This window comes from Sphingobium scionense (assembly GCF_014197035.1).
Lineage (GTDB): Bacteria > Pseudomonadota > Alphaproteobacteria > Sphingomonadales > Sphingomonadaceae > Sphingobium > Sphingobium scionense.
On record NZ_JACIEU010000018.1, the window covers coordinates 13,014 to 26,965 of the forward strand.

Consider the following 13,952-nt stretch of genomic DNA (forward strand, 5'->3'; position numbering starts at 1 on the left):
CCGACGTTTCGCAGCGCTGCGCAAAGCAGGTCTCCTCGTCTAAATATTGCGTAAAATACGCAAATAATCTGTACTATATAATTGAGAACGAGCGCAAAAATATCTTGCCAGAATCTTTTGTTGGTGCTGATTTAGCAGCAAGTGGGGGTTTCATGACAAAGATAAGATTTGCGATCTTGGCAGGCGTTTGCCTAGGCGGTAGCGTTTACGCAGCGGAAACGACGACTTTTAGCTATGACGCACTTGGTCGACTGGTGGCGACATCCAATTCTGGAGGCCCCAGAAATGGCAAGCAGACGTCGACCGAATTCGACGAGGCGGGCAACCGTAAGCGCTACTCCAAGGGGACGCCTGGCGCAGCGCCGACCAACAATATCAGCTTCTCGGTTGCCAGCGTCGGCGCGGTGAATGAGGGGCAGAGTTCTGTCTTCACCATTACCAAGTCGGCGCCTTGGTCGGTGCCTCTCACCGTCAATTATGCGACAGCGAATGGCACTGCTGTAGCGCCGGGGGATTACACCGCGACCAGCGGAACGCTGACGTTCAAAGGCTGGGAAACGGTCAAGACGGTTAGTGTCCCAACAATTGTCGACACCCTTGCGGAAGGCGCCGAGCAATTTTCGCTCGCGCTCTCATCGCCTAGCGGAGGAAGCAGTCTTGGAACAGTGTCGGCTGCAGGAACAATCAACGCAAGTTCAGCACCCAATCAGCCCCCGACGACTGTCACCGATACCATGGCAGTCAAAGTGTGCATGAGCGCGGTCAAGAATGTTGTGGCGAATGATACCGATCCTGAGGGCAATTACCCGCTCACCGTGGTCTCGGTCACCTCCACGACGAAGGGCGATACTTACGTCGTCGATGCCAGCAGCATCGGCTTCACAGCCTATGGCTCAACCGGCAACGCCCAAGTCACCTACACGGTAAAAGACAGCCTGGGAGCGACCGCAACCGGAACGCTCGCGATCACCATCACAAGCGGCACTGGCTGCAGCTGACATGAGAGAGAAGATGAAAAAGAAGCCGCTTGCTCGGCCGATCAAGGCCGCGTTTCTTGCGGGCACTACGCTGCTTGCAGGCATTATGTTGCCGAGTCTTGCAAGGGCAGATGACTTTCGGGATGACTTTCCCGAAGTCATGACCATGAGCCCATTGGGGGTAAATCTTCAGACCGGGCGCTTCCGCTACCTCAGTACCGATTTCTCGATTGGCCCGTTCGTCGTGCAATCCACCGCAAGCGTCGCTGGCTCTAACTTGCGGGGGCTCATGTATTGGATTAATAAAAATACCGGCGGCGGCGGTCAGATGACGATGATAAAGTTCACGATGGGGGAAACCCATCTGGGCTTTGCTGTCAGCAATGTATCTGGAAATCTCAGTTATCTACCTTGGGATCCGGGCACGCAAGGGTGGAAGCTCGTAAAGTCAGGCACCAGCTATATCCTCACAAATGCGTCCGGCGAAGTATACACCTTCATTGATCACCCCGCGCTCCCGCCTGCTACCTACCTCGATAAAAATAAATTGTTGGGTAGCAAGGTCGAGCCAAATGGTCATCGGCTGGATTACACCTACGATGTATCTGCCAATCTCCTGAACATAAAGAGTAATCGTGGATACGCGATTGTCTTTCAGAATGACCTCGCAAACTCGAAAATATATATATGCGGCTACAACAGGTCCGTCACATATGTAGATGAAAATACCACGTGTAATTCGTCATCTCTTAAAGTTAACTATAATCTCACTGGGTCATCAGAGATTGCATCTCTGGTGGACGTTCGTGGCGGCACAACAAGCTTGATTCGAACGGCCGGGCAAATAACCTGCATCACGCTAGTCAATAGCAGCACATGCAAGATCCAGAATGTGTTTGGACCTCAGGGGGGTGAATCGACGGTTCAAACCAAGCCCGATCAAGTGCGGTTTCAAACCACTGCTACCGGCGACACGTACGAATACCAATATGATAATACCAATTACGGCGGCGACAATCCTGCGCCTCAGCCGGGGCAGATCATCCTGAGCTATGCCACCATGATGGGGCCCAAGGTGGCCAACATCATATTTGAAAATGGCGTTGCTGCCCATATCGACGACTCCGACAATGGGGCGAGGGACTATAAATTCAGCGCTCTAAAGCCTGTCGAGGTGACTTTCCCTGAAGGGAACAAACTGAAGTTCGATTATGATAACAACGGAAATGCATTGACAAGGCGGGAGACAGCAAAGCCTGGTTCTGGCCTGGCGGACAAGGTCGCCACGCAGACTTTCCCGAATGCCTATCCCTTATCAAGTCCAACGCTGTGCAATGCAGCCGATGTGCTGTGCAATAAGCCCATCACTCAAGTGGATGAAAAGGGTAACCAGACGGACTTCACTTATGACGGCACGCACGGCGGCGTTCTGACGGAAACCGGTCCGTCGGTAGGCGGCATCCGCCCGCAGGTGCGATACAGCTATGCGCAACGCTATGCCTGGATCAAAAATTCGGGCGGCGGCTATTCGCAGGCTGCGACACCTATCTGGGTTTTGACGCAGAAGAGCATCTGCAAGACAGGAGCAGCCTCGGGTTCAGGCTGCGCGATCGCGGGCGATGAGGTCGTCACCACCTATGATTATGGCCCGAATAGCGGCCCCAATAATCTTGAACTGCGTGGCGTGGTCGAAGATGCGACGGGCCTCGCCCTGCGAACCTGCTATGGATATGACGCGATGGGGAACAAGATCAGCGAAACCAAGCCGCGTGCTGGCCTGGGAGGCTGCCCGTGATCAACATCAGCAACTCGCGAACCTCCGCGCGCTTTGGCATGCGCAAGCGCATTCTCCACGGCGTGGCCTGGCTGGGCCTGGCCGCTGGCGGCACCGCCGTTCATTCCGGTGATGCTCAGGCACAGGCCAGTGCCTCTTCATTCACCACCGGCTATCGCTATGATCTGGCCCGCAATTTGGTGGGGACGATCAGTCCGGATCCCGATGGAACTGGCTCGATCAAATATGGCGCAGTTCGCAACAGCTACGATGCCAATGGCAGGCTGACGCAGACCGATTATGGCGAGCTCGCCAATTGGCAATCGGAATCCGTGCTTCCGCAGAACTGGGCCGGCTTCACGATCTTCCGTTCGGTGGTGTTCGAATATGATCTGTCCGGCCGGAAGACGAAGGAGAGCGTGGTCGTAGCGGGTGCGCCGCAGTTGGTGACTCAGACCAATTATAATGGCGATAATACGGTGAATTGCGTGGCGGTTCGCATGAACAACGCAGCCTTCTCCGCATTGCCATCTGACGCTTGCGCCCTCGGTACGCAGGGCAGTTTCGGGCCGGACCGTATCACCCGCACCTTTTATTACGGCGGCAAGGTTCAGAAGGTTCAGAAGGCTTATGGGACGGCGTTGCAGCAGGACTATGTGACCTACAGCTTCACACCGAACGGCCAGATTGCCACGGTGACCGATGCGAACGGCGCTCTTGCCCAATATGCCTATGATGGCTTTGATCGGATGACGCGCTGGTCTTTCCCGTCGAAGACGACGGCGGGCGTCGCCAACATGGCCGATTATGAAGAATATGGCTATGACGCCAATGATAACCGCACGAGCCTGCGCAAGCGGGACGGTCAGGTCATTGGCTATTCCTATGATGCCCTCGACCGGATGACGGTGAAGGACATTCCCGGTGGGACCAGTGCTGACGTCTATTATGGCTACGACCTGCGCGGCCTCCAGCTTTACGCTCGCTTTGGATCGACCAGCGGGCTCGGGCTAACCTCCAGCTTCGACAATGCCGGGCGTCCGACATCATCCTCGAACAATATGAGCGGCAGCGCATGGACACTGGGCTATCAATGGGATGCGGACGGCAATCGTACGCGCCTCACCCATCCGGATGGCAATTATGTCAGCTATGAATATGACGGGCTGGATCGCTCCAGTGCGGTGAAGGAAAATGGTGCTGTTACCCTGGCATCCATCTCCTACAACGCGAAGGGCGAGCGGACCGGGCAGTCGACCGGCGTCAGCAGTCAGAGCTATGGGTTCGACAATCTGTCGCGCCTGTCGAGCCTGACGATCGATGCGGCTGGTACGAATGGCGATCTCACGATCGGCCTGAGCTACAGCCCCGCTTCGCAGATTGCGTCGCGAACGCGCTCCAACGACAGCTATGTCTATGGCGCCGACAGCGACGTGACGCGCTATTATATGGCCAATGGCCTCAATCAATATGTGACGGTGGCTGGTGTTGCCTTTTGTCACGATGCCAATGGCAACCTCACTGCCGATGGTAGTTTCGTCTATAAATATGATGTCGAAAATCGGCTCATAGAGAAGCGCAGCCAAGCCAACAGTGATTGTGCTGCACTGGCCTATACCGGCACACTCCAGGCGACCTTGCGCTACGACCCAGCAGGGAGAATGTTCGAGACGGCAGGCGCGGTGACAGGGACGACCCGATATCTCATCGATGGCGATGCCATGGTTGCCGAATACAATACCAGCAGCTCACTGCTGCGCCGATATGCCCATGGGGCAAACGTAAAAATTGATGATCCGCTAGCCTGGTACGAAGGAGCGACCGTTCAAAACTCCAGTCGACGCCTTCTGCATGCTGACCAGCAAGGATCGATCTCCGCAGCGCTCGATTATGTGGGCAATCTGACGCGGACTTTTCGGTTCGACGATTACGGCATTCCTCAAGCGAGCGATGTCGCGGCATTGACGAGCGCCAATGGCGCTCGGTTCCTCTACACCGGCCAGGCGTGGATGCCTGACCTGGGCCTATATTATTACAAGGCAAGAATGTACTCGCCGACCCTCGGCCGCTTTATGCAAACCGATCCCATCGGATACAAAGACCAAATGAATCTCTATGGCTACACGGAAAATGATCCGATCGGAAAATCTGACCCAACTGGAATGTATTCGTGTGATACAGCGGATACTTGCAAAAAAGCAGAGGCTTACCGCAAATCCATAATTCGATCAGCGCAATCATATGGCCCTGTTTCATCTGAAAGAAGGGCGTTGATGGCAGTGGCCGCGTTTATCGGTAAAGAAAATGTTGAAAATGGCGTAAATATACAAAGTGCAAATCTGGACCAGGGCACGTTAGGTGAAACGAGCGGGGAAAGGGGTGCCATTGTTATAAAGCTAGATTTCAATCAAATAAATGGCAACGGTGGTCAAAATCAAGGAGCTGTTACACTGGCGCATGAGGGAACGCATGGAGCAGATCGAGCCGCCGGACGAGCCCTAACTAACAACAGGGATAGGGCCTACCGCGAGCAAAGAGCCTATTTTATTGGAGGACTAGTGTCGCGCGGATTAAATTGGTTTAATCCCGTAGGCCCGAATGGAATCGGCGGCGACCTCCTTGTTGCCGCTCGCGAAGCTGGTATATTTAATTGTCAAGAATCCTCTATTAGAGAAAGCGAGGCAAGCCACGGACCCGACAATTTTGGTCGAGATCCTGCTACCGGAGGAAATACGCCATGTCGGTAACATTTTATTTAAATAGAACGGCATTATTGTTGACATCATTTATTTCTTGCAATTCTTGTAACGATAAGAAAATTGACCGTATTGAGCAATACGATGGATATGTTGCGCAAGTTAAAATGTTTTCACTTTATTCTTATGATGATAAATTCAAAAAGACAATAAAATTGAATCCTGGTGAAAGCACTTACATGAGAAATGTAACTAAAATTAATGAGCAAGGATCGCAGGGAAAGTGCGGTTCAAAAATGTATAGAATAAAATTTTCTGGCAGGGTTGATGGAGATTATTTAACAGTTATTCATGTCAATGAAATATCAGAATTATCCGGAAATTATGCTAATATTATTAAATCTAATTCAGGTAATATTTCTCTCTCAAGTGTAGAATTTTGTTGAATGAATAAGTTCTTCAATATTTATCGCGTCAATTTCACCGCCGCTCGTCGCGCATTAAAATTAGATGTTATAATTTTTTGTATTTTTTGGCCTAAGATATTGATGGCTCAATCAAGCGTTGAAGATCCATCTGGATCGGGTCCCATAGTGGGGGCCCTTCAATGGCTACAAGGCACGCTACTTGGGACGGTCGCTACCGTTGCCGCTGTGATCGCTGTGGCGGCTGTGGGCTTCATGATGCTGACCGGCCGGATGAACTGGCGCTATGGTGCAGTAGTTATCCTTGGCTGCTTCATCCTCTTCGGTGCAGCCAGTATCGTGGGTGGCATCCAGTCCACCGCGTCCGCCGGCTACTAAGTCGATGGGCGGACTTGATCGCGATACGTTGTTTGTCGCACTCGCGCGGCCACAAATGTTCGCCGGTGTCACCTACAGTTTCTTCGTCATCAACGCGATCGTCACGACCGAACTGTTCCTGATCATGAAATCGGCCTGGGTGCTACTTGCGGCGCTAGTGGTCCACGCGATCGGCTATCTCGCCTGCCTGCGCGACGCCAACATCTTCGACCTGTGGCTGGTGAAGGTCGCTCGCTGCCCCCGCATTCCCAATTATCGGCTGTGGCGTTGCAATTCCTATCATCCTTGAGCGCAACGGAGAAAGTGGCCAAGCGTGAGCGATCGGTGGGAAGCCGGCTGCCTTATGTTGCGCAAATCGATGATCATACGCTGCTGACCCGCGATGGCCTGATAATGCAGGTCATCCACCTGGGCGGCTTTCTATTCGAGACCGCCGACACCGATGAGCTCAACTATCGCAAGGGCCTGCGCGACGCGATGCTCCAGGCGATCGGATCGTCGCGCTTCGCCATCTATCATCATATCGTCCGCAGACGGATCGATACCGCGCTCGAGGCGGAATATCCCGACAGTTTCAGCGCGAGATTGGATGAGGCCTGGCGCGCACGCCTTGGGGCACGGCATCTCTATGTCAACGATCTCTTCCTCACCATCGTGCGGCGCCCTCTTCAAGGGCGTAGCGGGATCGTAGACCGCCTGTCGCGCAGACTGACCGGAAGTAGTTCTTCGGCCGCCGATCGCTCCGCTGACAAGCGCGCCCTCGCCACGGCAACGGAACAGATCATAGCCGCATTAGGCCATTATCGCCCGCGCGTGCTCAGTACTTACGAAACCGAGCAGGGCCTCTATTCCGAGCCACTCGAATTCCTTTCCATGATCCTCAATGGCGAGATGCGGCCCGTTCGCCTGCCCGAAGGCGATGTCGGTGAGTATCTGCCTTATCGCCGGATCAGCTTTGGCCAGGATATGGTCGAGCTTGGCGCTGCGGGCGCCTTGCCCCGCGAGTTCCAGGCCATGCTTTCGATCAAGGATTATCCGGGGCAAACCACGCCGGGTATGCTGGATGATCTGCTGCGCCTCCCCGTCGAGATGGTGGTGAGCCAGAGCTTCGGCTTCGTCGATCGCCAGGCAGGGCTGGGTCGAATGAACCTGGCGCTGCGGCGCATGCGCGCCTCGGACGATGAAGCGCTGAGCCTGCGCGGCGAACTCGGCAATGCCAAGGATGATCTGGCCGCCGGGCGTTCGGCCTTTGGCGAACATCATCTCACCATATCAGTGCGCGGCAGCGAAATTGATCTTGTCGATGCGCAAGTGGCCGAAGTCCAGTCCGCGCTCACCGATCTCGGATTGATTGCGGTGCGCGAGGAGATTGGCCTGGAGGCGGCCTGGTGGGCGCAGTTCCCCGGCAACTTCCCCTATATCGCTCGGCGCGCGCTCATTTCATCGCGCAACTTCGCAAGCCTGGCGAGCTATCATAATTTCCCGAGTGGCAAGGCCACGGGCAATCATTGGGGCGACGCGGTCACGATCCTGGAATCGACCGCTGCTGGCCCCTATCATTTCAACTTCCATCAAGGGGATTTGGGGAACTTCACCATCATCGGACCGTCAGGCTCGGGCAAGACAGTGGTCCTCAACTTCCTGCTGGCGCAGGCGCGCAAATTCGCCCCACGCATCATCTTCTTCGACAAGGATCGCGGCGCCGAACTGTTCATCCGCGCGATCGGCGGCGTCTACGACATTTTGCGCCCCGGCATGTCCGCCGCGCTTAATCCCCTCCAGATCGACGATACGCCCGAGAACCGGCGTTTCCTCAGCGATTGGCTTGCCCGACTGGTCGCGCTGCCGGGTGAGCCGCTGACACCGCAGGAACTGCTCCATATTCAGGAGGCGGTGGACGCAAGCTATGGCGTTCCCAAATCCCACCGCCGCCTGCGCTATGTCGCCCAGCTCTTTCGGGGCAGTGAGCGTCCGCATGCCAACGACCTATGGTCGCGGCTGCGCCCCTGGTGGGGTGAAGGCGAGCATGCCTGGCTGTTCGATCATGCCGAAGACAAGATCGATATCGAAGCCCCGACCATCGGCTTCGATATGACCCGTATCCTCGATACGCCGACCTTGCGCACACCGGCCATGATGTATCTCTTCCATCGGGTGGAGGAGCGGCTCGATGGAACGCCAGCCATCATCGTTATCGATGAGGGCTGGAAGGCGCTGGACGATGATATCTTCGTCCACAAGATCAAGGATTGGGAGAAGACGATCCGCAAGCGCAACGGGCTGGTCGGCTTTGCCACCCAGAGCGCAGAGGATGCGCTTTCCAGCAAAATTGCGAGTGCTATCGTTGAACAGGCCGCAACCCAGATCTTTATGGCCAACGCCAAGGCGCGGCGGGAGGATTATTGCGACGGCTTTGGCCTTACCGCCCATGAATATGACCTCATCCGCAGTCTGCCGGACAACGCGCATTGCTTCCTGATCAAGCATGGCAATGACAGTGTCGTCGCCCGCCTCAATTTGAGTGGCGAAGCCGATATTCTGACGATCCTGTCCGGCCGGGAGCGGACGGTACGCCTGCTCGACGACATTCGGGCGCAGGTTGGCGACGATCCCGATGCCTGGCTCCCTGAACTGCTCAAGGTTGCCTGATGGAAGGCTGCGCGCCCTTCGATGCGACCCAGGGCTATGCCATGGCGCTCACCCGCTATGTCGATTGCCAGGCCTCGCTTCTTGGCGAAGGCGGCTATGCTGCGCTCGCAGCTGCAAATTCGCCCATCATCCTTGCTCTGGGCGGCCTCCTCACCATCCTGATCGCCATTCAGGGCTATCGCCTGCTTCTGGGCGACCAACTGCAAATCCGCGATGGCATATTACTGGCGGCAAAGATCGGCCTGGTGCTCGCCTTCGCCACCCAATGGTCGGCCTATCGTTCGGTGGTCTATAACCTGACCGTCGAAGCGCCGCGTGACCTGCTGACCGTGCTTCCCGGCGCGGGTGGTGGGAGTGGACGGAGCTTTCCGGCCCGGCTGCAGGGCAGCTATCAACTGGTCGCCGAAATCGTGCGCCCGTCGCCCAACGCCGCGCCTCAAAATGTTCAACCAGCGCAGGCTCCATCTGCGGCTGGCTCGGCTGCTACCGATCCGGCGCCCATGGCCTTCTCGCTTGCTGGCAATCCATTGCTCAGCGCAGCAGGCATATTGCTGTTGGTATCGGGCCTGGCCGTGCTGATCTCGGTACGCCTTGTCGCTGGCTTGCTGTTGGCGCTTGGTCCGCTCTTCTTTGCCTGCCTGTTGTTCGATACGACGCGCGGCCTGTTCGAAGGCTGGGTGCGCGGGCTGGTGGGAACGGCAGTTGCCAGCATCTCTACTGCCGTCCTGCTTGGCATCGAGATATCAATTATCGAGCCTCAGCTTGAAAATCTGGTGACGGTCATGGCGGCCGGTGCTTTGCCGGTCATGGCACCCGGAGAGATATTGGCGACAACGCTGATCTTTCTTATCGCGCTGCTGGTGGCACTTGCGGTCTCGTTCAAGATCGGCGCCGGTTTCCGCTTCCTTGAGCGTGGCCTCGCCATAGGATCACAGCTCGGCCGCCGCTGGCAGGCATCAAGCCTGGCTCAGCCCCGTCAAGTGATTGAGCAACGTACCGGATTGCCATCCGCCCCGGCGGATGAAGGGCGCTCACGCGGTGCCTTGATTGCAGATTCCATCAGAGCCAGCGACCAGTGGGCCGTTCGCCCCGTCCTGGCGGGCGTTGGGCCGGAGGCTGGCCGGCGGATAGAGCTGGCAGGGCAGCATGGAAGTGAGCCTCGTCCCACGCCTATTGGCCAGAGCTACCGTCGCACGGGCAATCAGCGCAACACCAAGAGCATAAGCCAGCGGAACAATCGGACATGAGTGAGAAGAAGAACAAGGCGGCAAAGGTCGCGCCCGATCGTGAAGCCTATTATGCGCGCGCCGTCACTTGGGCGGAAGATGGTCAGGCTTGCTTACGCCAATCCCGGCGCATTGCCTGGATCGTGGCAGGCACTGCTTGCGGCGTTGCTGTCCTCGCCATCCTGGCGATTGTGTTGATGATGCCGCTCAAGACGGTGGAATCCAACACTTTGCTGGTCGACCGCACCACCGGCTATGTGCAATTGCTCAAGGGGGATGGCCGTCAGCGCTTGGCGCCAGACGGGGCTTTGACCCAGTCGCTGCTCGCCCAATATGTGATGGCGCGCGAGGGTTTCGACATTGCCACGATCCAGGCCGACTATCGCAAAGTGGGTCTCTGGTCTGCCGAGCGGGCGCGCAGCGACTATATGGCGATGATGCCGGCGACCAATCCGGCGAGCCCATTCCAACGCCTGCCCAGAACCACGATTCTTGCGGTTCGCATAAAGAGCGTTTCGCCGCTGGGCGCCAATGTCGCCCAAGTCCGGTTTGAGACCGAGCGCAAGGATCAGGGACAGGTCGAAGGTTCGAAGCAGGACTGGGTATCGATTATCCGCTACCGCTTCATTGATGCGCCGATGGCAATGGAGGACCGATTGGTCAATCCGCTCGGGTTCCAAGTCTTGCGCTACAGGCGTGATCAGGAGGCGCCTGATCCAGTATCGATGAGCAGCGTGTCCATGCAGGTTCCGGCGCGGCCCGCGCCGCTTCCGCAGACGTCGGCGCTACAGGCGGCCCGGCCATGATCAAGCCTCTTATATGCTTCATGGCGCTGGCGCTGACTGTTCCGGCTTCCGCGGAGGTCATCCCACAAGCGTCGCCGGGCGATCCTCGTATCCAGACAGTCGATTATGATACTGACCAGGTCGTTCGCCTGAGCCTTGAACAAGGCTATACGGTCGCGATCGAGTTTGCGGCGGACGAGCGGGTGGAAAATGTTGCGATCGGCGAGGGGGAGGGTTGGAAAGTGACGCCCAATAAACGGGCTGACCATCTTTTCGTCAAGCCTGTCGAAGGCGCGCAGGACACCAATCTCATAGTGTTGACCGATGCGCGTCGATACAGCTTCATGCTGGTGCCGGGGGCTGGCTTTGGCACCACTCCCTTCATCGTCCGCTTTCGTTATGCCGGTATCGATATGGCGCCCCCCACCGTCATAAGTGAGAGCCATGCGACCTTTCGTGTTCGCGGCGCCAAGGAGCTCATACCAGCCGCCATGTCGGATGATGGCATGGCAACAAGCATTCGATGGGCCGCCGATGTCGCCATCCCGGCAGTCTACGCCATCGATGCACAGGGAGATGAAACGCTGATCAATGGTGCCATGCGCGAAGGTGCATTTGTGGTGGATTCCATCGCACCTCAATTCGTTTTCCGTGCTGGCAAGCGCAAGGCGACCGCAACGCGGCAAGTCCCGGTGGGCCAGCCATGAACGACGAACTAGATCCGCGTGCGGCGCTGTCAGCGCGTGACGTGCGACCCATTGTTCGCACTCAACCTGCAGGGCTTTCCGGCTTTGCCATTGGCGGCATCTGCACCGTTCTTGCAGTTGGGTTGTTTCTCGTTCTGGACAGCAACAGGCGAAACAATGAGCGAATAAATGGCCAGGCGGCATCTGCTCAGGGCATCATAGCTTCCCCTCAGCCGCTTGCCCTGCCTTTGCCAGCTCTACCGGTTGCGACACCAACCGTAGTTATACCGACCTCCGAACCGATTGTGACGCCGCCACCGGCGGCGACCGTAAACCGCCCTATGTCTCCACGGCAGCCGGTACCCATCTACCAATCCCCTATGGCGCCGATACAGGTTGCTCAAGCCGCATCGCCGCCTCGCGCGAAGGAGGATGGCGACGATTCGCCGTTGATCATCGACTTGGGTGTGGGAGACGGTCTGGGTAACGCCTCCGCTGCTGCAGGCGCGGCGGGCGATGACCAGGCCGTCCGCGCGAGTGTCATCCGCAATCGCACCAATCTTGTTCCACAAGGTTCGATGATCAATGCGGTGTTGGAAACGCCGATCGACAGCCGTCGCCCTGGATTGGTGCGGGCAGTAGTCTCGCGTGATGCGCGGGGGTTCGATGGCACGCGTGTCCTCATCCCGCGCGGTAGCCGACTGATCGGAGAAGCGTCGGGCGACCCCAAGGCCGGGCAAAAGCGTGTCCTGGTAACCTGGACCAGGCTCATCGGGCCCGATGGCGTTGCCATCCGCATTGGCTCACCCGCTGCGGATGTGCTGGGTGGCGCGGGTATCGCAGGCAAGGTCAATAATCATTTCTTTGAACGGTTCGGTAATGCGGTGTTGCAATCTGCCCTCACAATTGGCGTCAATCTTGCGTCCCAACCCAAAGGCAATTCCGTGATCGTCGGCCTGCCGGGGCAGGTCGGTGCCACGGCGCAGAACCTCCTCCCCAATGTGGATTCCGCTCCGACCGTCAAAGTAGCCCCTGGCGCAGAAATCTCGGTGTTCGTCGCAAAGGATCTCGATTTTAGCGGCACGGGTCTGCGTCGATGATGGATGGCGGTGCGTGCATGACAGATGCTAGGACGAATTCAGCGATCTCGGACTATCCATTTCTCGACGCCTATCTTTCCCCAATCTCGGATGTGCTCGTCCAACCTGACGTAACCGATATCTACATCAACCACCCTGGCGAGATATGGATTGAGCGGCTGGGCGGCGGCATTGCCCGATCAGTGGTGCCAGCGCTCACGGAAGCCACACTTTGGCGTCTGGCACGCCAAATTGCGAGCCTGTCCCATCAAGGCATCAACAGAGAACATCCGCTGCTCGCCGCCCGCTTACCCGATGGGTCGCGTGTGCAGATCGTCGCGCCGCCGGCGACCAGGGGGCCGCTGGCGCTTGCCATAAGGCGGCACATATCATCCAACCTCACATTGGAAGATTATGCTCTGAATGGTGCGTTTGATGGGCCGGAGGAGCAAGAGATCACGCAAGCGATTGCCGAGACGGATGATCGTGTCGCCATGCTCTCCGAGGCCGTGCGCCAGCGTAAGACAATATTGATTTCCGGTGGCACATCGACCGGCAAGACGACTTTCCTTGGCGCATTGATGCGTAAGATACCTACCGATGAGCGATTGATCCTCATTGAGGATACGCCCGAGCTACAGCCTGATCACGCCAATGCCGTGGGCCTTGTCGCGGTTAAAGGCGAACTGGGGGAAGCAAAGGTCACTACTGACGATCTTCTCCAGGCATCCCTACGTATGCGGCCGGATCGGATCATCCTGGGAGAATTGCGGGGCGGTGAGGCCTATACATTCCTACGCGCGATCAATACCGGTCATCCCGGCTCCATGACGACGATACACGCCGACAGCCCTGCTAAGGCGATCGAGCAACTGGCGTTGATCATTCTGCAATCGGGGACCCAGCTAAAGCGCGAAGATATTCTGCACTATGTGCGCAGCACCGTGGATATTTTTGTGCAGCTTGAGCGACGGAACGGGAAGCGCGTCGTTCGGACTATCGCCCAAAAAGGCGAAATCTGAATCGCTTCGGATTTCAGCGAACCTCTCTGGATTTGCGCAGGGCTGTCTCGATAGATCGCGAATCGGTTCAACATGTCCCAACCAAATTGTGGGAACACATGTGGGGGTGAATTTTCGAGATTGTTAATTTATCAGCCAATGTCAAAGCACTAAGGCGCTTGACTGGTGACCCCTACGGGAATCGAACCCGTGTTTCAGCCGTGAAAGGGCCGCGTCCTAACCGCTAGACGAAGGGGCCGTTCGTTGTCGCCGCCG

The 13,952-nt window shown here is 56.9% G+C and carries 12 protein-coding genes and 1 tRNA gene; 12 read left to right on the forward strand and 1 reads right to left on the reverse strand.

All coding sequences use genetic code 11. The features are described from left to right. Nucleotides 1–254 precede the first annotated feature (254 nt). From GGQ90_RS19585 to virB11, 12 genes are read left to right on the forward strand one after another with little or no spacing between them, the layout of a single operon-like run. A complete protein-coding gene (locus GGQ90_RS19585) occupies nucleotides 255–998 on the forward strand; it encodes a Calx-beta domain-containing protein (protein WP_223178360.1) in 744 nt (247 codons plus the stop codon). Nucleotides 999–1,011: 13 nt separating this feature from the next. Next, the gene (locus tag GGQ90_RS19590) at nucleotides 1,012–2,772 is read left to right on the forward strand and encodes a hypothetical protein (RefSeq protein ID WP_188083585.1); all 1,761 of its coding nucleotides are present in this window, start codon (nucleotides 1,012–1,014) and stop codon (nucleotides 2,770–2,772) included. Then, nucleotides 2,769–5,498, forward strand: coding sequence for an RHS repeat-associated core domain-containing protein (locus GGQ90_RS19595; RefSeq protein ID WP_188083586.1), 2,730 nt, complete (start codon nucleotides 2,769–2,771; stop codon nucleotides 5,496–5,498). Before GGQ90_RS19590 ends, GGQ90_RS19595 begins: the two co-directional genes overlap by 4 nt. After that, nucleotides 5,489–5,893, forward strand: coding sequence for a hypothetical protein (locus GGQ90_RS19600; protein ID WP_188083587.1), 405 nt, complete (start codon nucleotides 5,489–5,491; stop codon nucleotides 5,891–5,893). The genes GGQ90_RS19595 and GGQ90_RS19600 overlap by 10 nt, the downstream gene beginning before the upstream one ends. Next, the gene (locus GGQ90_RS19605) at nucleotides 5,894–6,250 is read left to right on the forward strand and encodes a TrbC/VirB2 family type IV secretion system protein (RefSeq protein WP_188083588.1); all 357 of its coding nucleotides are present in this window, start codon (nucleotides 5,894–5,896) and stop codon (nucleotides 6,248–6,250) included. A gap of 4 nt (nucleotides 6,251–6,254) precedes the next feature. Then, a complete protein-coding gene (locus GGQ90_RS19610; protein WP_188083589.1) occupies nucleotides 6,255–6,539 on the forward strand; it encodes a VirB3 family type IV secretion system protein in 285 nt (94 codons plus the stop codon). Beyond that, nucleotides 6,512–8,899: a VirB4 family type IV secretion/conjugal transfer ATPase gene (locus GGQ90_RS19615; RefSeq protein WP_343053923.1), complete on the forward strand. Its 2,388-nt coding sequence runs from the start codon at nucleotides 6,512–6,514 to the stop codon at nucleotides 8,897–8,899. The genes GGQ90_RS19610 and GGQ90_RS19615 overlap by 28 nt, the downstream gene beginning before the upstream one ends. Then, a complete protein-coding gene (locus GGQ90_RS19620; protein ID WP_188083590.1) occupies nucleotides 8,899–10,146 on the forward strand; it encodes a TrbL/VirB6 family protein in 1,248 nt (415 codons plus the stop codon). The genes GGQ90_RS19615 and GGQ90_RS19620 overlap by 1 nt, the downstream gene beginning before the upstream one ends. After that, on the forward strand, nucleotides 10,143–10,931 hold the full coding sequence (locus GGQ90_RS19625) for a VirB8 family type IV secretion system protein (protein ID WP_188083591.1): 789 nt from the start codon (nucleotides 10,143–10,145) through the stop codon (nucleotides 10,929–10,931). The genes GGQ90_RS19620 and GGQ90_RS19625 overlap by 4 nt, the downstream gene beginning before the upstream one ends. Before the next feature lie 20 nt (nucleotides 10,932–10,951). Then, on the forward strand, nucleotides 10,952–11,617 hold the full coding sequence (locus GGQ90_RS19630; protein ID WP_188083664.1) for a TrbG/VirB9 family P-type conjugative transfer protein: 666 nt from the start codon (nucleotides 10,952–10,954) through the stop codon (nucleotides 11,615–11,617). Beyond that, the gene (locus GGQ90_RS19635) at nucleotides 11,614–12,696 is read left to right on the forward strand and encodes a TraB/TrbI/VirB10 family type IV secretion system protein (RefSeq protein WP_246428331.1); all 1,083 of its coding nucleotides are present in this window, start codon (nucleotides 11,614–11,616) and stop codon (nucleotides 12,694–12,696) included. Before GGQ90_RS19630 ends, GGQ90_RS19635 begins: the two co-directional genes overlap by 4 nt. A 17-nt stretch (nucleotides 12,697–12,713) precedes the next feature. After that, a complete protein-coding gene (virB11, locus tag GGQ90_RS19640; protein ID WP_188083592.1) occupies nucleotides 12,714–13,697 on the forward strand; it encodes a P-type DNA transfer ATPase VirB11 in 984 nt (327 codons plus the stop codon). A gap of 163 nt (nucleotides 13,698–13,860) precedes the next feature. Here the strand turns inward: virB11 and GGQ90_RS19645 are convergent. Further along, nucleotides 13,861–13,935: transfer RNA gene (locus tag GGQ90_RS19645), tRNA-Glu, on the reverse strand. Between the last annotated feature and the right edge of the window lie 17 nt (nucleotides 13,936–13,952).